We start from the raw sequence: 26504 nt of genomic DNA, 5'->3' as shown, positions 1-26504 counted from the left end.
TGTATGAAATCATTTTCATACCTGCATCGCAAACATGTGTCAGCTTCTGGGGATGAATTGCAATGTCCCGACCGATATCGTCTTCAGCTTCACCGGCTTCGCCACGCGGGGCGGGCGTACCGACGCTCACAAGGATGGCTGGGGCATCGCCTTTTTCGAAGGCTCTGGCGTACGCCACTTCGTCGATTACGAGGCCGCAATAGCCTCGCCGATTGCCGAGCTGATCAAGCGTTACCCGATCAAGTCGAAAAACGTCATCGCCCACATACGCAAGGCAACCCACGGTCATATCGCCCTGGAAAACTGCCATCCCTTCGTGCGCGAACTGTGGGGACGCTACTGGGTATTCGCCCATAATGGCGACTTGAAGGATTTCACGCCGACGCTCGACGGCGCTTTCCGCCCGGTCGGCAACACCGACAGCGAATGGGCCTTTTGCTACATCCTGCAGCAATTGCGGCGCCGTTTCGGCGACGCTTTACCGTCGCAGCCGGCGCTCACCGCGGCATTGCGCGAGTTGACCACCGAAATCGCCGCGTACGGCACCTTCAACATGATGCTCTCGGACGGCAGCGCCTTGTTTACCCACTGTTCGACCAGGCTGTTTTTCATCGTGCGCCAATACCCGTTTGCCGAAGCCAGGTTGTCCGATGAAGATGTGCGGGTCGATTTTTCCCAGGTCACGACGCCCAACGACCGGGTCGCCATCATCGTGACAGAACCGTTGACCGCCAATGAACGCTGGACTGCGTTTCAACCTGGCGAATTCAAAGTATTCGTCGACGGCCAGCCGATCGCGCCCTGAGCGTATCGGCCCCGGCCACCACTACAAGGAGCTGCCATGAGCAACGAACAACTGAAATCCACGCTGCAGGATTTGCATCGCCATCTTGAATCGGCCGGCGCGGAGGTCGATGCCGAACTCAAGGACCTGCTGCAGGTACTCGATAGCGACATCAACCAGTTGCTGCAACAGGAAACGCCGGCGAGTCCGGATGAGGATAGCCTGGCAGGCCGCGCGCAACAATTGGCGGCCCGCTTCGCAGCCCGACACCCGCAGCTGGAAGTGGCACTGCGCGAGCTCGGCCTTACCCTGGAACGCATGGGAATTTGATTAGAGGTTCGGTGCCAGCCAGCGTTCGAGGTCTTCCTTTGCGACCCCGCGCCGCACCGCCATGTCCTCCAGCTGATCGGTACCGATCTTGCCGACACTGAAGTATTTCGACGCTGGATGGGCGAAATAGAAACCCGAAACCGAGGCGCCCGGGAACATCGCATACGACTCAGTCAGATGCATGCCGATTTCCTCGCACTGCAAGGCCTTGAATACATCGGCCTTGACGGTATGTTCCGGACAGGCCGGATAACCGGGCGCCGGACGGATGCCGCGGTAACTTTCCTTGATCAGGTCATCGTTGGACAGCGCCTCGTCGGCGGCAAAGCCCCAGAAGTCCTTGCGCACCCGCTCGTGCAAGTGTTCGGCGAAAGCCTCTGCCAGGCGATCGGCCAGTGACTTCAGCATGATCGAGGAATAATCGTCAAACGCATCCTCGAAACGCTTTTCATGCTTTTCGATACCGATGCCGGCGGTCACCGCAAACATCCCGATGTAGTCGGCAATACCCGAGGATTTCGGTGCAATGAAGTCAGCCAGGCACTGGTTCGGCCGCGCCACGCCATCGATCACCGGCTTTTCGGTTTGCTGGCGCACGCCATAGTAGGTAAACGCCACCTTGGTACGCGACTCGTCGGTATACACTTCGATATCGTCATCATTGACGCTATTGGCAGGCAACAGGGCAATGACGCCATTGGCGCTCAGCCAGCGGCCCTCGATCACTTTTTTCAACAGCGCCTGGCCTTCCGCAAATACCTTGCTGGCTTCCTCGCCCACCACCGGGTCCTTCAGGATCGCGGGATAAGGCCCGGCCAGGTCCCAGGTCTGGAAGAACGGACCCCAGTCGATATAGCGCGCCAGGGTCGCCAGGTCGTAATTGTTGAAGACGCGGCGACCGATGAACTTCGGCTTGACCGGCGCATTGCTGCCGGCGAATTCGAGTTTGGCCTTGTTGGCACGCGCTGCGGCAAGGTGCAGCAGCGGCACCGCTTTCTTGCTGGCGTGCTGCAAGCGGATGCGTTCGTAGTCCGCCGCGAGATCGGCCACATAGGCATCGCGCAGGTCATCGGTCAGCAGCGATTGCGCCACCGACACCGAACGCGAGGCATCCGCCACATACACGACCGGCCCCTCGTAATTCGGCGCGATTTTCACGGCGGTATGCGCGCGGCTGGTCGTGGCGCCGCCGATCAAAAGCGGCATCTTTCGCTCGCGGAAATAAGGATCGCGCTGCATCTCCTTGGCGACATACGCCATTTCCTCGAGCGACGGCGTGATCAGGCCAGACAGTCCGATGATATCGGCGTTCTCTTCCTTCGCCTTGGCGAAAATCTGGGCGCACGGCACCATCACGCCCATGTTGACCACTTCGAAATTATTGCACTGCAAGACCACCGAAACAATGTTCTTGCCGATGTCGTGGACGTCGCCCTTGACGGTGGCCATGACGATCTTGCCCCTGGGTTTGCTGGCGACCCCGGTGCGCTCCTGCTCGCGCTGTTTTTCTTCCTCGATGAAGGGGATCAGATGGGCAACCGCCTGCTTCATCACGCGAGCGGACTTGACCACCTGGGGCAGGAACATTTTGCCCTGGCCGAACAGGTCGCCGACGATATTCATGCCATCCATCAGCGGCCCCTCGATCACCTGGATCGGCCGCCCGCCCTCGCTGGCGATTTGCGCGCGCGCTTCTTCGGTATCCTCGACGATCCATTGGGTGATGCCATGCACCAGCGCATGCGCCAGGCGCTTTGTCACTGGATCGTTGCGCCATTCCAGCGTCGCCTCTTCCTTCTTGTCGCCAGCCTTCAGGGTGGCGGCGAATTCGATCATGCGCTCGGTGGCGTCATCCCTGCGGTTCAGGACAACGTCTTCGACACGCTCGCGCAATTCCGGCGCGAGATCGTCATACACGCCCACCATGCCGGCATTGACGATACCCATGGTCATGCCGGCCTTGATGGCGTGGTACAGGAACACGGTGTGGATCGCTTCGCGCGCCGGGTCATTGCCGCGGAACGAGAAGCTGACGTTGGAGACGCCGCCGGAGATCTTCGCGTGCGGCAGGTTCTCGTGAATCCAGCGCGTCGCATTGATGAAATCGACGGCGTAATTGTTGTGTTCCTCGATGCCGGTGGCGACCGCAAAAATGTTGGGGTCGAAAATGATGTCTTCCGGCGGGAAGCCCACTTCTTCGGTGAGCAACTTGTAGGCGCGCGCGCAAATCTCGGTCTTGCGCGCGAAGGTGTCGGCCTGGCCCTGCTCGTCGAATGCCATGACGATCACGGCGGCGCCGTAACGGCGGCACAAGTTGGCCTGGCGCAGAAATTCTTCCTCGCCTTCCTTCATCGAAATCGAATTGACCACCGCCTTGCCCTGCACGCATTTCAGGCCTGCCTCGATGACTGACCATTTGCTGGAGTCGATCATGATCGGCACGCGGGCGATGTCCGGCTCGCCGGCGATCAGGTTCAGAAAGCGCGTCATGGCGGCTAGCGAATCGAGCATCGCCTCGTCCATGTTGATGTCGATGATCTGCGCGCCGTTCTCGACCTGCTGGCGCGCCACTGACAGCGCCTCGTCGTACTGCTCGTTGAGAATCATGCGCGCAAAGGCTTTCGAGCCCGTGACATTGGTGCGCTCGCCGACGTTGACGAACAGCGAATCCTCGTCAACGATGAACGGCTCCAGGCCGGACAGCTTCATGCGGTGGTCGGAGGCCGGCACCTGGCGCGGCGCAATCTTCGCTACCACATCGGCAATCGCCTTGATGTGCGCGGGCGTGGTGCCGCAGCAGCCGCCGGCGATGTTCACGAAGCCGCTTTCGGCGAAATCCTGCAACAGCGATGACGTCACATCCGGCGTTTCATCGAAGCCGGTGTCGGCCATCGGGTTGGGCAAGCCGGCGTTCGGATAGATGCAGACGAAGGTATCGGCGATCTTCGACAGCTCTTCCGCATAGGGGCGCATCAGGGCCGCACCCAGCGCGCAGTTCAGGCCGACGGTCAGGGGCTTGGCGTGGCGCACCGAATGCCAGAAGGCCGGCACGGTCTGGCCCGACAGGATGCGCCCCGAGGCGTCGGTGACGGTGCCGGAAATCATGATCGGCAGCTTCTTGCCGGATTCTTCGAAAAAGACATCGATGGCGAACAATGCCGCCTTGCAGTTGAGCGTGTCGAAAATCGTCTCGACCAGCAGCACGTCCACGCCCCCTTCGACCAGCGCGCGCGTCTGCTCCAGATAGGCGGCGACCAGCTGGTCGAAGGTCACGTTGCGCGCCGCCGGGTCGTTCACGTCGGGGGAAATCGATGCTGTCTTCGGCGTCGGGCCGAGGGCACCGGCGACGAAGCGCGGCTTGTCGGGCGTGGAATACTTGTCGCATGCGGCGCGCGCCAGTTTTGCGGCCTGCAGATTCATCTCGTAGACCAGATGCGCCATGTGGTAATCGTCTTGCGCAATGCCGGTGGCGCCAAACGTGTTGGTTTCGACCAGGTCGGCGCCGGCGGCGAGATACTGCTCGTGGATTTCCTGAATGATGTGCGGCTGCGTCAGGGTCAACAGTTCATTGTTGCCCTTGACGAACAAGTCCTTGCCCGGCACGGCAAAATCCTTGAACCGCTCGCCGCGGTATTCCGTCTCGCCCAGCTTGTACTGCTGGATCATGGTGCCCATCGCGCCGTCCAGGATCAGGATGCGGCGGGACAGCAGATCGCGCAACAGCGCTTCGGTATCGGAGATGGCGTGGTGGTTCATGTCTGGTCAGTTGGGGACAGAGTAACTCGGCGCACGGCGGCGCCTCGCAAACTCTTTCCCACAATTTATAAAATTATAAAATAAAAAACCCGGCCTGCAATGCGGGTCCGGGTTCATGCCTGGGCCGCTTTAGCAGTATTTATAGTGGGACTCTACCCCGGCGCCCGCAAGCTGGGTTTGACTGGCTTAATCAAATCGGCGCTACAAAAATTATACGCCGGAACAAGGCCTGATGTAAGACGGTGGCGCGTTCCTGGCGCTGTGGGGCGCGGAAACAGAAAAAAAGGCAAAAAAAAGCCCGCAAATTGTGCGGGCCAGAATCCATATCAAAGGAGGAGACATGGAGGAGACAACTGCAGTGTATGGGTATCGCAAAGATAAGGCCAATTTCTTTTACTAATATGTGATATTCACATTGTCAATAACATTGCCTGCCCTCAATACCTTCTGCACTGTCACCCTGCCTCGCCTAAGCCGCTGCCCGTGCCGCCGGGCGGCGCAATTCATTCAGCTTCAGGGTCAGGCACTTGGCCGAGCCGCCCGCCTTCATGAATTCCCCCAGCGGCGTCTGGTGCAGCGTGAAACCGTGCGCCGCCAGACTGCGCGCCAGCTCGTCCGAGGCGCGGTTGAGAAATACGTGGTGACCGCTATTGACGGCATTGCAGGCAAATTCCAGGGCATCGGCGTCAGTCACCGCAATGCGCCGCGCCGCCGGCACGCGGGCGACGATGCGCGCCTGCGAATCCGCGTCGAACGCCGCTGGATAATACAGCAGATAGCCGCCTTCCAGCGGGCACAGGCAGGTATCCAGGTGATAGAAACGCGCATCGACCAGCCGTAACGGCTCGACCTCGATATCCAGCAAACTGGCCAGGGCCGGCGCGCATTCTGCGCTGGAACGGTGGCCATGACCGAGCCACAGCAGCGCCTGGCCACGGTCGAGCAAGGCATCGCCGGCCCCCTCGAAGGCCAGCTGCGGCGCCAGCCGCTGAACCTGGAAACCCTGCTGGCGGAACCATTTTTCGAAATGCGCCTCCTCCGGCTGACGCTCGGCATGGCGGAAGTGCGACAGCACGAAGGTATTGCCCAGCACCAGTCCGGCGTTGGCGGTAAACACCATGTCCGGCACCCCGGGCTCGCCGGCGATGCGTTCGACCTCGGCGACTGCGCCGATCGCCTCCGCCAGGCCATGCCACTGGCGCCAGGCGAGGTCATTGCGACTCAAAGCGACATTCCCCTGCATCCAGGGATTGATCACATAGCGCACCTCGAAATGCTCGGGGCTGCACATCAGGTAACGGTCGCGCATGAAATTCCCTCTCGTCAGCAAAGTTCAAACGATCATGTGGTCGGCAGCGCGCGGCGCCTGCATCGGCGCCGCCGCTTCCAGGGTGCTGCCGATGGTGGCGAGCGCCAGGTCGATTTCCTCCGGGCCGATGACCAGGGGTGGTGCGAAGCGCACCACGGTATCGTGGGTTTCCTTGGACAGGATGCCGGCCACCATCAGCCGTTCGCAGAACAGCCGCGCCGGCAGCAGCGCCGGATCCAGCTCCAGCCCGATCAGCAAGCCCCGTCCGCGCACCGCCCGGATGGCGGGATGGCGCAGCGCGCGCAAGCCTTCCAGCAGGCGCGAGCCCATCGCGCGGGCGCGCTCGGCCAGCCTTTCCTCCTGCAGCAGGCGCAAGGCCGCGGTGCCGACCGCAGCGGCCAGCGGATTGCCGCCAAAGGTGCTGCCGTGGTCGCCCGGATTGAACACGTTCATGACATCGTGCCGTGCCAGGAAGGCCGACACCGGCAGCAGGCCGCCGCCCAGAGCCTTGCCCAGCACCAGGCCGTCCGGCTTGATGCCGTCGTGCTGGCACGCCAGCAGATGCCCGGTGCGCCCGAGCCCGGTCTGCACCTCGTCGCAAATCAGCAGCACGTCATGGCGCGAGCAGATCTCGCGGCATGCTGCCAGGTAACCGGCCGGCGGCACGATGATGCCACCCTCGCCCTGGATCGGCTCGACCAGGAAGGCGGCAGTATGCGGCGTGATCGCCGCTTCCAGCGCGGCGGCGTCGCCAAACGGCACCGACACGAAGCCGGGCGCATACGGCCCGAAACCGTCGCGGTACTGCGGTTCGGATGAAAAACCGACGATGGTGGTGGTGCGGCCGGCGAAATTGCCCTTGCAGACAACGATTTCGGCGCGTCCATCGGGAATGCCCTTGACCTTGTAACCCCACTTGCGCGCCGCCTTGAGCGCGGTTTCCACCGCTTCGGCGCCGGTATTCATGGGCAATGCCTTGGCCATGCCGGTAGTCTCACACAGCAGTTCAAGGAAGGGGCCGAGGCGGTCGCTGTAAAAGGCGCGTGAAGGCACGGCCAGCAATTGCGCCTGTTCGGTCAGCGCCGCCACCAGCGCCGGATGGCTGTGACCGAAGCTGACAGCCGAATACGCTGACATCATGTCCAGGTAGCGCTTGCCGTCGACATCCCACAGCCAGACGCCCTGGCCCTTGTGCAAGACCACCGGCAAGGGATGGTAATTGCGCGCGCAGTATTGCCGTTCCAGTTTGATCAGCTTGTCCATGATGCCCTCCTCGACCTGTCCCAGGCCAGCGCTTACATGATAGGCGTGGAAGCAGGAAATTATTTTGCATATTCCGCGATAAATTACTCAACTTATGAAAGAATCGTTCATGAAATTTGCCAAAATCGATGGAGATGCCATGGAAAAGCTCGACCGTTACGACAGTATCCTGCTGGAGGTCCTGCAAAGGAATGGGCGCGCCTCGAATGTCGAACTGTCGGCGGCGGCCAACCTGTCGCCGCCGCAGTGCTATCGGCGTGTGCGCCGGCTGGAAACCGCGGGCATCATCCGCGGCTATGTGGCGCAGGTCGATCCGGCGGCGCTCGGCCTCGGGGTGGTGGCTTTCGTCAACCTGAACCTGCACCGTGACCAGTTCAAGCAGGTGCGCGAGGTGGAACGGGCAATCCGCCAATTCCCGGAAATCATCGAGTGCTACACGATTTCCGGCGACTTCGACTATCTGCTGAAAGTGGTGGCGGCCGATCTGAAATCGCTGTCGAACTTCCTGACCGATCGCCTGATGCAGGTGCCGGGCGTGGCCGGCGTGCGCTCCACCGTCTGCCTGGAAGAAATCAAGCCAGCCGCCAGCCTGCCGCTTCTGTAGCCCTATCTCCGTGATTTTCGGCACGACACATGCTTAACCATTGGTTTCGACAAGCGGACAACGTGTGTTACTCTAATGCAATACTACTTTTGCAACGGATGCCTCTATCCATGCATTTTTTCCCTGCATTATTCCGCTTTCCCAAAGACGACCCTGCCCAGGCAACACGCGCACGCCATACGTTAATGTCGTCGGTATCTGCCCTGACGGTCAGCAGCTTTACCCTGTATTGCACGCATATCGGCTTGTTCCGCATGTCAGTTGCCAGCTTGACAGGCTTTCTGACGCTGGCCTTTATCATTCATGCCTTGTTTTATGCGGCGATCTGCACGGGCTGGAACCGCCGCCTTGCCGATCCCAGCATGACGATGGTGCAGATCATCAACAGCATTCTGTGGATGATGTTCGTGCTGTATTTTATCGATCAGGTACGCGGTGCAGTACTGGTGCTGTTCATGATTATTTTCGTGTTCGGCATTTTTCGCTTGCGGCTCGCGCAGTTCGTCGGCGCCGCTCTTTTCACGCTGCTGAGCTACGCGCTTGTCATTGCCTTGCTTGCCTATAATCAGCCGCAATCGATTAATGTAAAAATCGAGCTGTTGCAGTGGGTGCTGCTGGCGATGGTGCTGCCCTGGTTTGCCTTGATTGGCGCCTATATCAGCAATATCCGAAGCGCCTTGCGGCATAAAAACAAGGAATTGGAAACGGCGCTCGCAACCATCGAGCACCTGGCGTCACACGACGAACTGACCGGCATCGCCAACCGGCGCTGTTTCCTGGATGCCTTGCGCCGTGAACAGGCGCGTGTCGACCGCGAAGCACAGCCGTTTTGCCTGGCACTTTTTGACCTGGATTTTTTCAAGGCGATCAACGATCTCCATGGTCATTCTGCAGGCGACAAGGTGTTGCGTACATTCGCCGAATGCGTCCAAAAGGAAGTGCGGAAATCGGATTATTTCGGCCGTTACGGCGGGGAAGAGTTTGCCTTGTTAATCGTGGATGCCGAGATCGCATTGGCCAGCAGTATTCTCGAACGCATCCGTACAGGCATTGAAGAACAAGCATTCCCCCTGGTTAATCGAAAAGTCACGGCCTCCATTGGCGTCGCCCAATATCAGCCTGGCGAGACGATCAGTAATTTGATCAACCGCGCAGACCAGGCGCTATACGCCGCCAAGAAAGGCGGGCGCAATTGCGTGAAACAGGCAATCGACGACACCGAGGAAGCGGGCGTCATCATGGCACTCCATTAGGAGCACATCGCCAGCGATCGCGCCAAAAGCAAAAAGCGCGAACCGGATACTCCGGTTCGCGCTTTTTTAATGGCGAGTGTGGCTAGTGCGCTGCGATCAGGCTGCCAGACGCTTTTCCAATGCTGCCTTGGTTGCTTCCAGCTCAGCCGGCAGGTGGTACTTCAGTTTCTCGAACAGTTCGGCGTGCAGCTGCAGTTCTGCTTGCCAGGCGTCCTTGTCGATCGACGTGATGGTGTTGAATTGTTCCTGGCTAAAGTCGAGACCATCCCACTTCAGGTCGCCGTACTCGGGCGTCACGCCGAAAATGTTTTCGACGCCGCCAGCCTGACCTTCGATGCGGTCCAGCATCCACTTCAGCACGCGCATGTTGTCGCCGAAACCAGGCCAGACGAACTTGCCGTTTTCATCGGTGCGGAACCAGTTGACGCAATAAATGCTTGGCAGGGTGGCGCCGGAGGCTTCGATCTTCTTGCCCATGTCCAGCCAGTGCTGGAAGTAGTCGCTCATGTTGTAGCCCATGAACGGCAGCATGGCGAACGGGTCGCGGCGCACCACGCCCTGCTGGCCGGCGGCCGCAGCGGTGGTTTCCGAACCCATGGTGGCAGCCATGTAGACGCCTTCGATCCAGTTGCGCGCTTCGGTCACCAGCGGCACCGTGGTGGAGCGGCGGCCGCCGAAGATGAAGGCCGAGATCGGCACGCCGGCGGGATCGTCCCAGGCCGGGTCGATCACCGGGTTTTGCGTGGCAGCGACGGTGAAGCGGGCATTCGGGTGCGCCGCCTTGCGGCCGGTTTCCTTGGCGATTTGCGGGGTCCAGTCCTTGCCCTGCCAGTCGATCACGTGGGCCGGGGCTTCCTTGGTCATGCCTTCCCACCAGACATCGCCATCGTCGGTCAGCGCGACGTTGGTGAAGATGGTGTTGGCGGTCAGCGAGGCCATGCAATTGGAGTTGGTCGCGGTGTTCGTGCCGGGAGCGACGCCGAAGTAGCCGGCTTCCGGGTTGATCGCGTACAGGCGGCCATCCTGGCCCGGCTTGATCCAGGCGATGTCGTCGCCGATGGTGGTGACTTTCCAGCCGTTGAAGGCTTTCGGCGGAATCAGCATGGCGAAGTTGGTCTTGCCGCAGGCCGACGGGAATGCGGCAGCCACGTAGTGCTTCTTGCCTTCCGGCGATTCGACGCCGAGGATCAACATGTGTTCGGCCAGCCAGCCCTGGTCGCGGCCCATGGTCGAAGCGATGCGCAGCGCGAAGCACTTCTTGCCCAGCAGGGCGTTGCCGCCGTAGCCGGAGCCGTAGGACCAGATTTCGCGGGTTTCCGGGAAATGCACGATGTACTTGGTGGCGTTGCACGGCCAGGCCACGTCCTGCTGGCCAGCGGCCAGCGGCGCGCCGACGGTGTGAATGGCCGGCACGAATTCGCCATCGCTGCCCAGCACGTCATACACGGCCTTGCCCATGCGGGTCATGATGCGCATGTTGACGGCGACGTAGGGCGAGTCGGACAGTTCGATGCCGATGTGGGCGATCGGCGAACCCAGCGGGCCCATCGAGAACGGCACCACGTACAGGGTGCGGCCCTGCATGCAGCCGTCGAACAGGCCGTTCAGGGTCGTGCGCATTGCAGCCGGGGCCATCCAGTTGTTGGTCGGACCCGCGTCTTCCTCTTTGGCCGAACAAATAAAGGTGCGGTCTTCGACGCGCGCCACGTCGGACGGGTCGGAGCAGGCCAGGTAGCTGTCAGGACGCTTTTCCTGGTTGAGCTTTTTCAGGGTGCCGGCGGCGACCATTTCGGCGCACAGGCGGTCATACTCTTCCTGGGAGCCGTCGCACCAGTAGATGCGTTCCGGCTTGGTGAGCGCCGCAACTTCGGCCACCCAGTTGATCAGCTTCTGCTGTTTAACGAATGCTGGCGCGTTGACTGCGGTGACGCCGCCCATAAGGGGTTGATTCATGCTACCTCCAATGCCAATAAAGAATTCTGTCTTGTCCCGGCACGGCAGGATCGTCGTTGAGATATGGCCAGCGGCATCGCTGACGAAACGGCGGTCTTGTCGAAAGGCGGCCATTTTGCGGCCGCGCTGCCCTCAATTCACATGTGCACCGGCTAGGGACGCTGCGCTTCTGGCATGCCATCCGGATTCCGTGCGCCATGGTGGGGGCGTGATGGACTGCTTCCCGCAGGGTGGCTGCGGAAAATAGGGGGGGATTGTACACCCCCCCTATAGTCGGCCTCAATGCTTTAAACCAAAAATTGTAGGAATGTCAGCGAAAAATAGTTGAATTTTGTAGTCAACTATTTATATTTTTTTTATATGCGTTATTTTGTTACGAAAATTCGATAACTTTTGTTAAATTGCAGCGAAAATTGCCTTTTTTTATCATTTCTGGATTCATGGCAATGCTCGAAAATTGACGGTGCCGTGCTGCAAAGCGGCCAGACCGCGCATAGATAGATCAGGGCGCCGTATCGAACGGCGTCCGCACCGGCAGCCCGCTGAACCTGGTACTGCCGGCCACGCCGGCACCGGACCACAGACGCGCCCAGCCCGGCGGCCACGGCAAGGCCGGGCCATCGTACGCGGGCACGCCGCGCCGCACCGCAATCACCGGCAGGGTCGCGGGTACCGCGCCGTCGCGGCGATCCCAGCCGAGCGTGAAGGCGTAGTCGGGCAAAAGTGCGGCACAGACGCGTTCGAACCATTCGCTATGGTCGTCGTCGCGGCCGAGCGCCTGCGCCAGGCCCTGCGGATCGAATTTCGCCAGCGTGCGCACCAGTTGTTCGGTGGCCTCGCCCGGCGCATCGCCCCAACCCAGCACCGGGTTGAAATTGTAGTCCGAGCCCGAGCCGTACCAGCCTTCGCGCCAGGGACGCTCCATCCAGTTGCGCTGGCCGGTAAACAGGTGCCAGCGCCAGTGCAGGCCGGACGGGCGCGGCCAGCTGTACAGGTACAGGCGCTGGTAACCGGCGCGGTGCAGTTCGCGCACCAGCGCCATCAGGCGCGCATGCGGCATGCGGTCGGGCGAACGACGGCGAAACAGGATCGGTTCGCCGTCGGCGTGCTGCACCTCGTCCGAGCCCAGGTTCAGGTCCAGGGTGCGCACCTCACTGCCGAAACGCGCGGAAATCCAGCCGGTCAGCAAATTGACGGCCGTGATCACGCCATAGCCTCGATGGCGGTGGAAAATGACAGTGCCTGGCGCGACAGATTTCATCGTGAGAACTCTAAAAATAATAGTGTAATCGAGATCAAGTGCCCGACGGCGACTGGCCAGCCTGGCATTGACAGCATGCACCAGCGAAATGCACGCAGGCTTCAGGCAGCACCACAATGGCACACGCACAAACCGTCTGTCGATTTTTGCATGGCCATCCCCAAATACTGTCGCGCCCACATTTTTCAGGCGCAACAGCGTTGCGACAAAGGCGCAGGCTGGTGCTACAGTTGCTTGATAATTTGTTTATTTATCAAGCACTTCCCTTCGCTTAAAACCCTAGTTATTGACCGAAGGTATCGCACATCGTTCAGCGGCATTGCAAAAACACCGCAAAATTTTGCCATGGCTTTTCATCCCGTCAGCGCGCCCCCTGGCATATGGCCCGTAAATTGCACGGCTGGCAGCACACGCACAAAACCTGTGCAAATTCACGGGTTTAATAATTCAAAATCGTGCGCTGACAAGATAGGGGGACAGCAGCATGGACAGCTTTCAGTCAGACATCTTCTTGCCTTACATGCGCGACGTCATGCGCTGCGAACAATCGATGCAGGGCCTGAACCAGATGTGGCGGATGATCGAATCGACCGCCAGGATGAACTGCACGAGCGAAGCGCAAACGATCCTGCCGACCATGGCCGCCACGCGCAACAACCTCGACAAGCTGGAACAGGAACTGGTGGCCAGCCTGGCCGGCGAAAAAGTCGCCAACGTGCTCGACGAGATCGGCACCAAGGCGCAATACGTGATCGATATCGTGGTGCGCAACCTGTACGAACGCACCGCCGACATCGGCTTTCTCGCCACCGACCGCGAACTGTGCGCATTTGTCGCCGGCCTGGATGAAGACCGCGATGCGGTGCTGGAGCGCTTGCGCGCCTACCGCAACAAATATACCGTGTACGACGAAATCATCCTGCTCGACCTCCGTGGCAAGGTATTGGCGCAGATCGACCACCACGCCGTACTGGAACACAGTACCGATGCGCTGATCGGGCAAGCCCTGGCCAGCGACACCTATATCGAAACCTTCCGCGCCAGCGACCTGCGTCCGCAGAAAGAACGGGCACTGATCTATTCCAGGCGCATGCTGCACCCCGATACCCATGCGGTCGTCGGCGTACTATGCCTGTGCTTTTCATTCGAAGAAGAAATGACGGGCATTTTCTGCACGCACCGCGATCCAAAGGCGCGTGCCAACATGCTGCTGCTGGACGGCGCCAACCGCGTCATCGCCAGCGCCAGCCCGCGCTGGATATCGGTGGGCGATGAAGTGCCGGTGAATCCGGACGGCAGTCCCGAACCGGTGATGTACGGCGGCCGCGCCTACCTGGTGCACACCGTCGGCGCCGAAGGTTACCAGGGCTACAGGGGCCCGCCCGGCTGGCAGGGACAGGTGATGATTCCGGTCGATGTCGCCTTCGGCAGCACCAGGAAACATGACGCGCTGGCGCGGCTGGAGCCGGCGATGGCGGAAGGATTGCTGGCGCATGCACGTTCTTTCTGCCCGCAACTGCATGACATCATGCGGGCCGCCGAAGGGGCCGCCGAAACCATCCGGCGCGTGGTCTGGAACGGCCAGGTCATGACCGCCGGCAGGCATGGCGACCTGCTGAAACTGAAAACAGTGCTTGGCCAGATCAGCGAAACCGGCACCGCCAGCAACAAGCTGTTTGCGCAATCGATCCGCGACCTGTATGAGACGGTATTGGCCTCGAACCTGAACAATGCCGAATGCATCGCGGCCCTGCTGGTCGACCTGCTGGACCGCAACCTCTACGAACGCTCGGACGACTGCCGCTGGTGGGCACTGACGCCCGAACTGCGCAATACGCTCGCCGCGCAGCAACGCAGCGAGGCGACGCTCGGCCGGCTGGACGACATCCTTGCGTACATCAACCAGCTGTACACGGTGTATACCCGCATTTTCGTGTATGACCGCAGCGGCCAGATCATCGCCAGCACCCAGCCGCTGGTCGACGGCGAATCCGTGGTCGGCTCCCGCATCGACGACGACACGCTGGAGCGCGTGCTGGCTTTGCCGGGCGAGCAGCATTACCATGTCTCGTCTTTCGAAGCGAGCGTACTTTACGACAATGCGCCCACCTACATCTACCATGCCGCGATTCGTCATCCCGAGCAGGATGCGCTGATCGTCGGCGGCATCGGCATCGTGTTCGACGCCGGCGCCGAATTCCAGGCCATGCTGCGTGGCGCGCTGCCCGGCCAGGCAAGCATGAGTGCTTTTTTCATCGACCGCACCGGTGGCGTCATTGCCAGTACCGACGCCGCGCGGCCGGTCGGCACGCACCTGGCGATCGATGCGGATCTGCTGGCCCTGGAGAACGGCCGTAGCGCAGCGCGCATCGTCGCCCATGACGGCAACTACGCGATCATGGGATGCACCGTTTCGAACGGCTACCGCGAATTCAAAAAGACGGACGCTTATCGCGATGACGTGCTGGGGGTGGTCTTCCATACGCTCGGTCCGATCCAGGAAACCGGCGCTGGCGCGCACCGGCCGGAACCGCTTGTGCAAACCCCGCTCGAGATGGGCAATTCAAGGGAATTTGCCACCTTCCTGATCGACGGCGACCTGTTCGCGGTGGCAGCCGAGCATGTGGTGGAGGCCATACCCGCAGCCAACATATCGCCGATTTCCGTCGGCGCGCGCCCGGAGCGCATCGGCATTCTCACCATGCAGGGGGAAGACGGCGGCAAGAATTTCGCCTGGGTTTTCGACCTCGGTTACATAATTAGCGGCGAACCGTCCTGCATGGATGCCAACAGTCCGGTCATTATCCTTCGCCACGGCGTCCAAACCATCGGCATCCTGGTCAACGAATTGCACGGCGTGCCGGAGTTCAGCGAATCGGCACTGATCCCCACCCCGCTTTTGGCCAGCACCGATGGCATGCTGGTGCCCAAGGTGATCAAGGCCAATGCCGGCCGGCTCCTGATCCAGATGGTGGATGCGGATTACCTGTTCCGCTTGTTGATGACCCAGGAAATACCCATGGCATCGCCCACGCTGGCGGACGGGTGAATCGTCCGGTGCGGCCGGAACGCGCTATCATGGCACCTGGACCTGGCGACAGGTTGCGTCAACTCCGGACTTCCATGACACTACACATCCTTGCCACCGGCGGCACCTTCGACAAGCATTACGACGAGCTCACGGGCCGGCTGACGTTTGCCGCCAGCCACCTGCCAGAAGTCATCCGGCGCGCGCGCCTGACGGCGGCAGTCGAACTGTCAGTGCTGCCGCTGCTCGATTCGCTCGACATGCAGGATGGCGACCGTCAGCGCATACTCGACGCTTGCCGCGCGAGTGCGGCAAAGGCGATCATCATCGTCCACGGCACCGATACCATGCGCGAAACCGCCCAGGTGCTGGGCACGGCGGCGCTGGACAAAACCATCGTGCTGACCGGCGCCATGATCCCGTACGAAATCGCCGATTCCGATGCCCTGTTCAATCTCGGCGTTGCTGTCGGCGTGGCGCAAACCCTGCCGGCCGGCGTCTATGTGGCGATGAACGGCCAGGTGTTTGCGTGGGACCGGGTACAAAAAAACCGTCTCCTGGGCGTGTTCGAATCAGTGTAAATACGAAATTTTTGATGCAAACCAGAACAAATTCTCTGGAAGTAGAGTCCTATCAAGTATTTGAATGACTTGCTTATGCACATTACTCCTACTTGCCAACAATTCCTTGCATCAATTTGCCTGACCGTCATGCTGGCTGCATGTGGGGGCGGCGGAGGCAGCGAGGGGGGAAGTACAGGCAACGGCACGACACCCGGCGCACCGGCTAGTGCGCAAGTTTCTCCAGCGGAAAGCGGCGCGCCCCAGGCGACCGGCAATACCGCCACCGATGGCTTCAACTGGACCAATTTTCGCCGCCAGCAGCTCGGCTTGAGCATACTGAACCGCAATAGCCTGATCGACAACGCCGCACAAGGCCACTCGGATTACCAGAAAGCCAACAATGTCATCACCCATCAGCAAAACCAGGGCTCGCCCGGATTTACCGGCGTGACGCTGCAAGACCGCCTGGCCGCAGCCGGCTATGGGCTGACCCGACCCTACGCCTTTGGCGAGGTGATTTCCGCCAGTGGCAACACCTCCGGGAGCAATGCCGCCGAAGACCTGATCACCGCGATTTACCACCGCTTCGTGATGTTCGAACCGCGCTTCCGGGAAGCCGGCGCTGGCGCGGCGACCGCTGCCGGCGGCTACACTTATTTCACGCTGAACCTGGCCAGCACAAATGGCCTGGGAGCCGGCCTGGGTCAGGGCAAGTTCGTTAACTATCCGCATGACGGCCAGCAGAATGTGCTGTCGATTTTTTATAGCGATTATGAAACGCCGGATCCGGTCGGCGACCGCAACGAAGTCGGCTACCCGGTCAGCGTCCATGCCGACATCACGTCCAGTGTCACTGTGCAAAGCTTCACCATTGCACCGCGCGGCGGCGCGCCGCTGCCGGTGAAATTGCTGAGCCGCGCCACCGATGCCAATACCGCGCAATCGGCGGCGGCCATCGTGCCCTTGAGCGTGCTGGCGGCAAAGACGACCTATGACGTGCAATTCAGCGGCACGGTCGATGGCGTCGCCGCCTCCCGCGCATGGTCGTTTTCCACCCGCTGAGCGCCAGCGGCCGCAGCGCCTGCCCGCGAAGAATTCATACAAGTTGTCGGCAATGGTGGCATCGTCTTCGACGATCAGGATGTGCATTGGCATTTTTCTTTAAAACCCATACGCTAACCCATCCACATGGGTTTGAGCTGGCGCAAACCACTCCCGCCTGTGGCTGGCATTTGCTGCAAAAATCCCGATGATGGAAGAGATGTTACAGATCGCTGCCTGCGCCAAATGGTGTTATCAGGCGCGCAATTATCGATCTTGAACCTCTGCAATGCCGGTGCAGGTAGCGCGGGCATCTACTGAAGGAAACTGCCATGACTTCCCGCAACTTACTGATCAGTAGCGCTGTCGCCAGCGCCCTGCTTGCCACCGGTGCCTGGCAGGCGCGCCAGCCGGCCGCTGGCGAAATCGACCCTGCCATTGAAATCGGCATCGGTGCAGCACTGTGCCGCCAGCAAGGCGCCAGTCCGGCCACCAGCAGGCTGTTCTTTCAGCTCGCCCAGGCAAGCAAAAACGAACTGCGCCCGCTTGGCCAGTTGCCCAAGGCAGAGCCGGCCCAGGCCGCTGCCAGCGAGGATCCGCCGCTGTGGAACAACCTGGGCAAGCTGCGTTACCGCATCACCACATCAAAGCCGCAAGCCCAGCAATATTTCAACCAGGGCTTGCGCCTGACCTACGCTTTCAACCATGCCGAAGCGATCCGCGCCTTCCACAAGGCCCAGCGCATCGACCCGCAATGCGCCATGTGCTACTGGGGCGAAGCGCTGGCGCTCGGCCCCAACATCAACCTGCCGATGCCGCCGGAAGCCAACGCCCCGGCGCTGGCCGCTGTCAAGCGCGCGCAATTGCTGCAGAAAGGCGCCAGCGCGCGCGAGCAAGGGCTGATTACGGCGCTGGCACAACGTTATTCGGATGATCCAAAAGCCGAGCGCGCCACGCTGGATGCCGCCTATGCCGAAGCGATGGGCCAGCTGGCAAAACGCTTTCCGAGGGATCAGGATATCGCCGTACTGTATGCCGAATCGCTGATGGACCTGTCGCCGTGGGATTACTGGGAAGCCGACGGCGCCAAACCCAAAGGCAAAACCGCCGAACTGGTCGCCACCCTGGAGCGGGTCTTGCAGGCCAACCCGAACCATGCCGGCGCCATCCACTATTACATCCACACCGTGGAAGCCTCGACCAATCCGAAACGGGCCGAACCCTATGCCGAGCGGCTGGCCAAGCTGGTGCCCGGCGCCGGCCACCTGGTGCACATGCCCGCCCACATCTACTACCGGGTCGGCCGCTATAAGGATTCGTTAGCCACCAACATACAGGCTGTGGCGGTGGACGAGGCCTACATTGCTTCGCAAAAACCCGAAGGCATTTATCCGCTCGGCTATTACCCGCACAACGTCCACTTCGTGATGGTGTCGGCACAGATGGCCGGCGATGGCGACATCGCCGTCAAGGCCGCCGACAAGCTGTCGGCGGTCGTCAGCGACGAGGCCGCGCGACAGTTCGCCATTGCGCAGCCGGTCAAGGCTGGCCCCTATTTCGCCCATGCGCAATTCAGTTCGCCCGAGGCCATCCTGGCACTGCCGGCGCCAGGCGCCGACCTGCCCTATGTCGAAGCAATCTGGCATTATGCGCGCGGCGTTGCCTATGCAACGCAGGGCGACACGACGAAAGCGGAGCAGGAATCGGCGGCTATCGGCCGCCTGCATGACACCGGCGAGTTCAGCGCGCTGAAAGAAGCGCTGGTGCCGGCGCAGGATGTGCTGCAAATCGCCCGGCTCGTGGTGGATGCGCGCATCGCCCAGGCCAAAGGCGACCTGCCGGCGGCAATTGGCAAATTCGAGGAGGCGGTGACGCTGGAAGACAAGCTGGCCTACATGGAGCCGCCCTACTGGTATTACCCGCTGCGGCAATCGCTGGGCGCGCTGCGCCTGCTGCATGGCGATCTCGATGGCGCCGAGCAGGCTTTCCGCGCCAGCCTCATGAAAGCGCCCAACAACGGCTGGTCGCTGTACGGACTGGCCGAGGTATACCGCAAGCGCGGTGACGCGAAGGGGCTGGCCGCTGCTGAAAAGCTGTTCGCCAAAAGCTGGGCCGGCAAACCGGGGCAGCTGTCGCTGGCGCGGCTATAGCGGCTGCCTGGCTCAGCCGCTACAGCCGGATCGTTCGCTATTTTCCGATACAAAACCGGCTGAAAATCACCCCTAGCAAATCATCCGAAGTGAATTCCCCGGTAATGCTGTTGAGCCGGTCCTGCGCCAGCCGCAATTCCTCGGCAAAGAGGTCAAGCGCCTGGTCCGAAGTGGCCGCATGTTCGGCCGCCGCATCCAGGTGGGTGCGCGCCATCTTCAGCGCAATCAAATGCCGCTCGCGTGCGAGATACAGCGACTCGCCCGTCTGCTGCCAGCCGGCGATGCGCAACAGTTCGGCGCGCAGCAAGTCGACACCGACGCGGTCGGTCGCCGACAGATAGACATGGGTCGCATCCGGCAGCACGTCGGCTGCCGGCTTGTGGCCGGACAGATCGATCTTGTTCCACACGCGGATCACCGGCACGTTGTCCGGAAAGCGCGCGACGATGGCTTCGTCGGCGCGGGTCGGGCCGCGCGCAGCGTCCAGCATGTGCAGGATGACATCCGCCTTTTCCACCTCGGCCCAGGTGCGCTGGATGCCGATGCGCTCGACCTCGTCGCCATTTGTGCCCAGCTCGCGGATGCCGGCGGTGTCGATGATGTTCAGCGGGATGCCCTGGATCTGGATGGTCTCGGTCACCTTGTCGCGCGTGGTGCCGGCAATCGGCGTGACGATCGCCACATCGGCGCCGGCCAGGGCATTCAGCAGCGACGACTTGCCGACATTCGGCTGCCCTGCCAGCACCACGTTCAAGCCTTCGCGCAGCAAGGCGCCTTGCGCCGCCTGGGCGAACACCTGATCCAGCGAGGCGCGGATGGCGGCGAGTTGGCCGCGGGCGTCGGATTTTTCGAGGAAATCGATTTCCTCCTCCGGAAAATCCAGCGTGGCTTCCACCAGCATGCGCAAGGCGATCACTTTCTGCACCAGCGTGTTGATGGTTCTGGAGAATTCGCCGGACAGCGATTGCGTCGCCGACTTCGCCGCCGCTTCGGTCGAGGCATCGATGAGGTCGGCCACCGCTTCGGCCTGCGCCAGGTCGAGCTTGTCGTTCAAATAAGCACGGTAAGTGAATTCGCCCGGCTCGGCCAGGCGCAAGCCGATGCTGCCGCCTGCTTCCAGGCAGCGCGCCAGCAGCATCTGCAACACCACCGGCCCGCCATGCCCCTGCAGTTCCAGCACGTCTTCGCCGGTATAGGAATGCGGCGCCTTGAAGTGGATCGCCAAGCCCTGGTCGATGGTGCTGCCATCGGTATTCAGGAACTTCAGGTAAGTCGCATGGCGCGGCCGCAGCTGCGCGCCGGGCGCCAGGCCGCACACGGCCTCGATCACCGCAGACAGGTTCTTGCCGGAGACGCGCACCACACCGATGCCGCCGCGGCCCGGTGCGGTCGCAATCGCCGCGATGGGAAAAGTATCGAATTTCATGATTTGATTCTATGCCAATGCCGTGAAAACAAAAAAGCCCGCGATGCTGTTCGCGGGCTTTTTATGGATGAAAAACAACGCGTCTTTTTTACGCTTTCATTTTCTTGTTAATCAACCATTGCTGCGCGATCGACAGCACGTTGTTGACCACCCAGTACAGCACCAGGCCGGCCGGGAAGAAGAAGAACATCACCGAGAAAATAATCGGCATCCACATCATCATCTTGGCCTGCATCGGATCCGGCGGCGTCGGGTTCAGCTTGGTCTGGATGAACATCGATGCCGCCATGATCACCGGCAGGATGTAGAAAGGATCAGGCGAGGCAAGGTCATGAATCCAGCCGATCCACGGCGCGTTGCGCATCTCGACCGACGCCAGCAGCACCCAGTACAGCGCAATGAACACCGGCATCTGGATCAGGATCGGCAGGCAGCCTCCGAGCGGATTGATTTTCTCGGTCTTGTACAACTCCATCATGGCCTGGTTCATCTTTTGCGGATCACCCTTGTGGCGCTCGCGGATCGCCGTCATCTTCGGCGTGACGGACTTCATCTTGGCCATGCTGCGATAGCTGGCGGCGGTCAGCGGGAAGAACACCAGCTTAATCAGCACCGTCAGGGCGATGATGGTCCAGCCCCAGTTGCCGATCACGTTGTGGATCTGGGTCATCAGCCAGAAAATCGGCTTGGCAACCACAGTCAGCCAACCGTAATCCTTGACCAGGTCAAAGCCAGGCGCAAATTTTTCCAGGCGCGCCGACTCTTGTGGACCGGCATACAGGCGCGCATCGGTCGCGGCGGTTGCACCCGGCGCAATCGTCCCCAGCGGCAGCTTGGTGCCGACCGAGTAAAGGTTCGGCGCCACCTTGTCGGTGTAGATTTCGCGCGGCGCCTTGTCTTGCGGCAGGAAGGCCGAGACAAAGTAATGCTGCACCATCGACACCCAGCCGTCGCTGGCGGTAGCCGCCTTGGGCGCTTTGCCCTTCTCGATATCGTCGAAATTGATCTTGCGGAACTTCTCGGCATCCGTGTACACCGCCGGGCCGGTGAAGGTACTGTAGAACATCGATTCGCCCGGCAGCTTGCTGTTGTCGCGCACCAGTTGCAGGTAAGCCGTCGGCGTAATCGGCGCGCCGCTGGCGTTGATGACTTCATGCTTGATATCGATGACGTAGCTGCCGCGGGTGAAGGTATAGGTCTTCACCAGCTTGACGCCGCTCTGCTCGGCTTCCAGCACCAGTTGCACCTGGTTGCCGCCATCCAGCGCGCGCGCGCCAGGACGGGCGACAAAAACCGATTTGTGATTCGGGAATGGACCGCCGATCAGGCCGGTCTGCGCCAGGTAATGGCGGCTTTCATCGAACAACGTTACGTTCCTGGCCGGCTCGACTTTTTCCGAAGCGCCAAACAGGCCCGTGAAAGCAGCGTACCAGGCCCGATGGACGCTTTCCTTGTGCTGCAACAGCTCCAGGTGAGTCAGCTCGCCGCCCAGGGTATTGATCTGGGCTTTGATCAGGTCAGTGGTGAGCGTGATGCGTTCGCTCTTGGCCACGGACTCGCCGCCGGGTACTGCGCCGCTGGCCGGCGTACCGGGAACGGCTTGCACAGCGGCCTGGCCAGCTTGCGGCAGGCCCGACTGGGCGGTACTGCCGGCGCCGGCGGCCGGCGTGGCTTGCTGGGTCTGCGTCGTGGACGGGAAAAACAATGATGGCTTGCCGTTATAGCGCATCCAGTTATCCCACAACAGGATGACTGACATCGCAAACACAACCCAGAGGAAAGTACGTCGGATATCCATGGCTTTTCGGTCGCTTATTGGTCGCTTGGTGGACGGTTAAATACGAGATTCAGTGATGATGACAGCCGCAGGCGGTTGCCGGCTTGAGCGGCACCCTGTCGGGCACCGGATCGAGGCCGCCCGGATGCCACGGATGGCATTTGCACAGACGGCGCGCCGCGAGCATACCGCCTTTTAGCGCGCCATGCCGGCCAATCGCTTCCAGGGCGTAGTGCGAGCAGCTCGGATAGAAGCGGCAATTCTGCCCCAGGAAAGGACTGATGCACAATTGATAGCCGCGCACCAGCAACATCAGCAGGGTTTTCATGACGAGGCCTCCGGCAGCGCTTGCAACTGGAAAGTCTGGAACAATTGGCGCAATTCCTGGTGCAGGGCGGCTTTCAGGGCCGCCGAACTGGCCGGTGCCTTCTTGGTATTGACCGGCTTGGCCAGGCGCACGATGCAGTCCAGCGCCGGCAATGGCGACTGGCGAAACAATTCTCGCACCGCACGCTTGATGGCGTTGCGGGTCACGGCGCGCGGCGCCAGTCGCTTGGCGACGACGACGCCCAGACGGGCATGCGGCAAGCTGTTGATCCGGGTATAAAGTACGAAATGCGCGCTGCGTTGCACCGGCCGCAAACGAAAAACGGATGAAAACTCATCCGTTTTGACGATGCGCCGATCGCGGGCGAAGTCCAGCGAACGATCGCGGTTCACGCAGGGAATGCCGTTGCCTGGCTTAGACAGCCAAGCGCTTGCGGCCCTTGGCGCGGCGTGCATTCAGGATGGCGCGGCCGTTACGGGTGGCCATGCGCACGCGGAAACCGTGGGTACGCTTGCGGCGGACGACGGAAGGCTGGTAAGTACGTTTCATTGTTATCTCGCTAATCAGCTAAAAGGTAAGTGCTAAGGGTTAGATCTGTGGCGGCGCATCGCATCATCAACACAACGGGCGGCGAACCCAGAATTAGACAGCATTTTCCGCTTGTTTGTCAATCACTTAGCGAAAGTCAAGCGGGCCGGTTGCGATGCCGGGGCCGTAGAAATAGATGGTCTGCCTGTGGATAACTTTGGAGATGAAGGGTAAAATAGCGTTAAACTCCGGTTGCCCCGGCACACCATCCCGCGCTATTCGGGCCTCCTCAACCGTGCATTGCGGGACGACCAGCGAAGCAGTATCGCACGCTCCCTAATCACGTAATTCAAGTAATACATGGAAAATTTTTGGCAGGCCTGTTCCGCCCAATTGGAGCAGGAACTGACTCCGCAACAATTTAACGCCTGGATCAAGCCTCTCGCTCCCCTGGATTTCGAGGAAGGCTTGCTGCGTATCGCCGCGCCCAACCGCTTCAAGCTGGACTGGGTCAAGACTCAGTTTGCCAACCGCATCCATGCGCTGGCCACCGCCCACTGGGATGGCCCGATCGAAGTCCAGTTCGTACTCGACCCGCGCCTGAATGGCCCGAAAAAGCAGCCGGCCACCGCCAGCATGCCTGCGCAAGCGCAGCACAACGGCGCCCATGCGGCCAGCCTGTTGCCGGCTTTCCAGGAAATTCCTGTCGAAACCATGACGCCGCGGCGCGAGCAAAGCCGCATCAACCCCGACCTGACCTTTGACAGCTTCGTGACGGGTAAAGCCAACCAGCTGGCGCGCGCCGCCGCCATTCAGGTGGCCAACAATCCCGGCACATCCTACAACCCGCTGTTCCTGTATGGCGGCGTCGGCCTGGGTAAGACCCACTTGATCCATGCCATCGGCAACCAGTTGCTGGTCGACAATCCCAACGCGAAAATCCGTTACATCCACGCTGAACAGTACGTTCGCGACGTAGTGACCGCTTACCAACGCAAGGGTTTCGACGATTTCAAGCGGTATTACCACTCGCTTGACCTGTTGCTGATTGACGACATTCAATTCTTCGCCGGCAAGAGCCGTACCCAGGAAGAATTCTTTTACGCGTTTGAAGCCCTGATTGCCGCAAAGAAACAAATTATCATTACCAGTGATACTTACCCGAAGGAAATCACCGGCATGGATGACCGCCTGATTTCCCGTTTCGATTCGGGCCTGACGGTGGCCATCGAGCCGCCCGAGCTGGAAATGCGGGTGGCCATTTTGCTCAAGAAAGCAGTGCAGGAAGGCACGCCGCTGTCGGACGACGTGGCGTTTTTCGTTGCCAAGCATTTGCGCTCCAACGTGCGCGAGCTGGAAGGCGCGCTGCGCAAGATCCTTGCTTACTCGCGTTTCCATGGCAAGGAAATCACCATTGATGTGGTCAAGGAAGCACTGAAAGACTTGCTGACGGTACAAAACCGCCAGATTTCCGTGGAAAATATCCAGAAAACCGTGGCGGACTTTTTCAATATCAAAGTCGCCGACATGTATTCGAAAAAGCGCCCGGCGAATATTGCGCGGCCACGGCAGATCGCCATGTATCTTGCCAAGGAGTTAACGCAAAAAAGTTTACCGGAAATCGGCGACCTGTTTGGCGGGCGCGACCATACTACCGTGCTGCACGCCGTGCGCAAGATTGCCGGCGACCGCGCCAAGAATCCGGAATGCAATCATGAACTTCATGTCCTCGAGCAAACTCTTAAGGGTTAGAAAGCTTGAGGCGCTTGCCTGCATACCTGTGGATAACTTTGCATGATGCATGGCAAGCCCGGTTGTGAATCCACAAATAAATTGGTGGTCAGAGCGCGGTTTTTTGGTCAAAATTGATACCTATAAATTGTGTGTTTATGACTGTTGCCATTTAGAAATCATGGTGGTGGATCGGCGTAGGGCCGCTTCACCGTTTTTCCATGCGTCTGCCAGCAGTTGCAAGCACATAAGCAAGCTTCACCGTTTTCAATCACGATCAGGGATATAACTATGCAATTGGTCAAAACCACCCGAGACACGCTTCTCCGGCCACTGCAGATAGTGAGTGGTATTGTCGAGCGTCGGCACACTTTGCCGATTCTGGCCAATATCCTCATTCGCAAGGATGGCGAGCGCGTTTCTTTCCTGTCGACCGACATCGAGGTGCAGATCACCACCCACGCCGAAGTCGGCAGCGGCGGTGAAGCGGTCGCCATCACCGTCGCCGCGCGCAAACTTCTCGATATCCTGCGTGCGCTGCCGGATTCGACCGATGTCTCGCTGTCACTGGCCAACAAGCGCATGACGGTGCAAAGCGGCAAATCGCGCTTCGCACTGCAAACGCTGGCCGCCGAGGAATTTCCGACAGTCGCCGAAGCCGAGCAATTCAATGCGAAAGTCACGCTGCCGCAGAAGACCCTGAAGCACCTGTTCAACATGGTGCACTTTTCGATGGCGCAGCAGGATATCCGCTATTACCTGAATGGCCTGCTGCTGGTCGTCGATGGCAAGAACGTGATTGCCGTGGCCACCGACGGCCATCGGCTGGCGTTCTGCCAGGTCGAGACCGACCAGGATTTCCCGCGCCAGGAAGTGATCATTCCGCGCAAGACCATCCTGGAATTGCAGCGCCTGCTGGAAGACCTGGACAACCCGGTCGATCTGGAAATCGCCAACAACCAGGTCAAGCTGACGTTTGCCGACATCGAACTGATCTCCAAGCTCGTCGAAGGCAAGTTCCCGGATTACACCCGTGTCATCCCCAAGGGTTACAAGAACAATTTCACGATCGACCGCGTGCCCCTGCTGCAGTCGCTGCAGCGCGCCGCGATCATGACTTCCGACAAATTCAAGGGCGTGCGCTGCATCGTTGCGCCCGGCAGCATGAAGATCAGCTCCACCAACGCCGATCAGGAAGAAGCCGTCGAGGAAATGGAAATCGACTACGGCGGCGACAGCATCGACATCGGCTTTAACGTCACCTATCTGCTGGACGTGTTGAACAACCTGAAGTGCGACAGCGTCAACATCGCCCTGGGCGACGCCAACTCGTCGGCATTGATCACGATACCGGACAACACCGACTTCAAATATGTAGTCATGCCGATGCGCATTTAATCCCGTAACAAATAATGGGAC

General features: G+C 60.4%; 20 protein-coding genes. 10 read left to right on the top strand and 10 right to left on the bottom strand.

Annotation, left to right across the window (positions count from 1 at the left end):
* Positions 1-34 precede the first annotated feature (34 nt).
* Together D3878_RS16475 and D3878_RS16470 are read left to right on the top strand one after the other, a co-directional pair.
* Positions 35-805 (top strand): class II glutamine amidotransferase, encoded by a 771-nt coding sequence (locus D3878_RS16475; RefSeq protein ID WP_119786479.1) that lies wholly within the window; start codon positions 35-37, stop codon positions 803-805.
* Between the two features lie 36 nt (positions 806-841).
* Positions 842-1114 (top strand): DUF4404 family protein, encoded by a 273-nt coding sequence (locus tag D3878_RS16470; protein ID WP_119786478.1) that lies wholly within the window; start codon positions 842-844, stop codon positions 1112-1114.
* Here D3878_RS16470 and metH read toward each other — a convergent pair whose 3' ends face one another.
* From metH to rocD, 3 genes are all read right to left on the bottom strand, one after another.
* Positions 1115-4870 carry a methionine synthase gene (gene metH, locus D3878_RS16465; protein WP_119786477.1) on the bottom strand — a complete coding sequence of 1252 codons (3756 nt, stop codon included), beginning with the start codon at positions 4868-4870 and terminating at the stop codon, positions 1115-1117. It lies immediately after the preceding gene.
* A 469-nt stretch (positions 4871-5339) separates the two neighbouring features.
* Entirely contained in the window at positions 5340-6179 is an 840-nt protein-coding gene (locus D3878_RS16460; protein ID WP_119786476.1) for a dimethylarginine dimethylaminohydrolase family protein, read from the bottom strand.
* A gap of 24 nt (positions 6180-6203) precedes the next feature.
* Positions 6204-7442 carry an ornithine--oxo-acid transaminase gene (gene rocD / locus D3878_RS16455; protein ID WP_119786475.1) on the bottom strand — a complete coding sequence of 413 codons (1239 nt, stop codon included), beginning with the start codon at positions 7440-7442 and terminating at the stop codon, positions 6204-6206.
* 139 nt (positions 7443-7581) lie between these two features.
* On the opposite strand from rocD, the gene D3878_RS16450 reads away from it, so the two are divergent.
* Both D3878_RS16450 and D3878_RS16445 read left to right on the top strand, forming a co-directional pair.
* Positions 7582-8046, top strand: a complete 465-nt coding sequence (locus D3878_RS16450) for an Lrp/AsnC family transcriptional regulator (protein ID WP_119787951.1) — start codon at positions 7582-7584, stop codon at positions 8044-8046.
* A gap of 185 nt (positions 8047-8231) precedes the next feature.
* A complete protein-coding gene (locus tag D3878_RS16445) occupies positions 8232-9299 on the top strand; it encodes a GGDEF domain-containing protein (RefSeq protein ID WP_158592295.1) in 1068 nt (355 codons plus the stop codon).
* Positions 9300-9395: 96 nt separating this feature from the next.
* Here the strand turns inward: D3878_RS16445 and D3878_RS16440 are convergent, their stop codons facing one another.
* Both D3878_RS16440 and D3878_RS16435 read right to left on the bottom strand, forming a co-directional pair.
* The gene (locus D3878_RS16440) at positions 9396-11252 is read right to left on the bottom strand and encodes a phosphoenolpyruvate carboxykinase (GTP) (RefSeq protein WP_119786473.1); all 1857 of its coding nucleotides are present in this window, start codon (positions 11250-11252) and stop codon (positions 9396-9398) included.
* 502 nt (positions 11253-11754) lie between these two features.
* A complete protein-coding gene (locus D3878_RS16435; RefSeq protein ID WP_119786472.1) occupies positions 11755-12513 on the bottom strand; it encodes an L-asparaginase in 759 nt (252 codons plus the stop codon).
* Positions 12514-12997: 484 nt separating this feature from the next.
* Here D3878_RS16435 and D3878_RS16430 point away from each other — a divergent pair, with 484 nt between their 5' ends.
* From D3878_RS16430 to D3878_RS16415, 4 genes are all read left to right on the top strand, one after another.
* On the top strand, positions 12998-15562 hold the full coding sequence (locus D3878_RS16430) for a chemotaxis protein CheW (protein ID WP_119786471.1): 2565 nt from the start codon (positions 12998-13000) through the stop codon (positions 15560-15562).
* Positions 15563-15636: 74 nt separating this feature from the next.
* On the top strand, positions 15637-16122 hold the full coding sequence (locus D3878_RS16425) for an asparaginase domain-containing protein (RefSeq protein WP_119786470.1): 486 nt from the start codon (positions 15637-15639) through the stop codon (positions 16120-16122).
* A 75-nt stretch (positions 16123-16197) separates the two neighbouring features.
* Positions 16198-17166 (top strand): CAP domain-containing protein, encoded by a 969-nt coding sequence (locus tag D3878_RS16420; RefSeq protein ID WP_119786469.1) that lies wholly within the window; start codon positions 16198-16200, stop codon positions 17164-17166.
* A 311-nt stretch (positions 17167-17477) separates the two neighbouring features.
* Entirely contained in the window at positions 17478-19295 is a 1818-nt protein-coding gene (locus D3878_RS16415; protein ID WP_119786468.1) for a tetratricopeptide repeat protein, read from the top strand.
* A 37-nt stretch (positions 19296-19332) separates the two neighbouring features.
* On the opposite strand, the gene mnmE is transcribed toward D3878_RS16415, so the two are convergent.
* From mnmE to rpmH, 5 genes are all read right to left on the bottom strand, one after another.
* The gene (gene mnmE / locus D3878_RS16410; RefSeq protein WP_119786467.1) at positions 19333-20721 is read right to left on the bottom strand and encodes a tRNA uridine-5-carboxymethylaminomethyl(34) synthesis GTPase MnmE; all 1389 of its coding nucleotides are present in this window, start codon (positions 20719-20721) and stop codon (positions 19333-19335) included.
* Between the two features lie 88 nt (positions 20722-20809).
* Complete coding sequence (gene yidC, locus D3878_RS16405) at positions 20810-22519, bottom strand: membrane protein insertase YidC (RefSeq protein ID WP_119786466.1); 1710 nt, start codon at positions 22517-22519, stop codon at positions 20810-20812.
* A gap of 49 nt (positions 22520-22568) precedes the next feature.
* The gene (yidD, locus tag D3878_RS16400) at positions 22569-22826 is read right to left on the bottom strand and encodes a membrane protein insertion efficiency factor YidD (RefSeq protein WP_119786465.1); all 258 of its coding nucleotides are present in this window, start codon (positions 22824-22826) and stop codon (positions 22569-22571) included.
* Positions 22823-23218 carry a ribonuclease P protein component gene (gene rnpA, locus D3878_RS16395; protein WP_233556362.1) on the bottom strand — a complete coding sequence of 132 codons (396 nt, stop codon included), beginning with the start codon at positions 23216-23218 and terminating at the stop codon, positions 22823-22825. The genes yidD and rnpA overlap by 4 nt, the downstream gene beginning before the upstream one ends.
* A gap of 22 nt (positions 23219-23240) precedes the next feature.
* Positions 23241-23375 carry a 50S ribosomal protein L34 gene (gene rpmH, locus D3878_RS16390; protein WP_119786463.1) on the bottom strand — a complete coding sequence of 45 codons (135 nt, stop codon included), beginning with the start codon at positions 23373-23375 and terminating at the stop codon, positions 23241-23243.
* A 339-nt stretch (positions 23376-23714) separates the two neighbouring features.
* Between rpmH and dnaA the strand changes: the two genes are divergently transcribed.
* Both dnaA and dnaN read left to right on the top strand, forming a co-directional pair.
* Positions 23715-25106 (top strand): chromosomal replication initiator protein DnaA, encoded by a 1392-nt coding sequence (gene dnaA, locus D3878_RS16385; protein WP_119786462.1) that lies wholly within the window; start codon positions 23715-23717, stop codon positions 25104-25106.
* A gap of 270 nt (positions 25107-25376) precedes the next feature.
* A complete protein-coding gene (gene dnaN, locus D3878_RS16380; protein WP_119786461.1) occupies positions 25377-26483 on the top strand; it encodes a DNA polymerase III subunit beta in 1107 nt (368 codons plus the stop codon).
* Positions 26484-26504 lie beyond the last annotated feature (21 nt).

Origin of the sequence: Noviherbaspirillum sedimenti (assembly GCF_003590835.1) — a bacterium.
Taxonomy (GTDB): Bacteria; Pseudomonadota; Gammaproteobacteria; order Burkholderiales; family Burkholderiaceae_D; genus Paucimonas; species Paucimonas sedimenti.
Note: the sequence above shows the minus strand (reverse complement) of the source record. Positions and strands in the feature narration are given on the sequence as shown.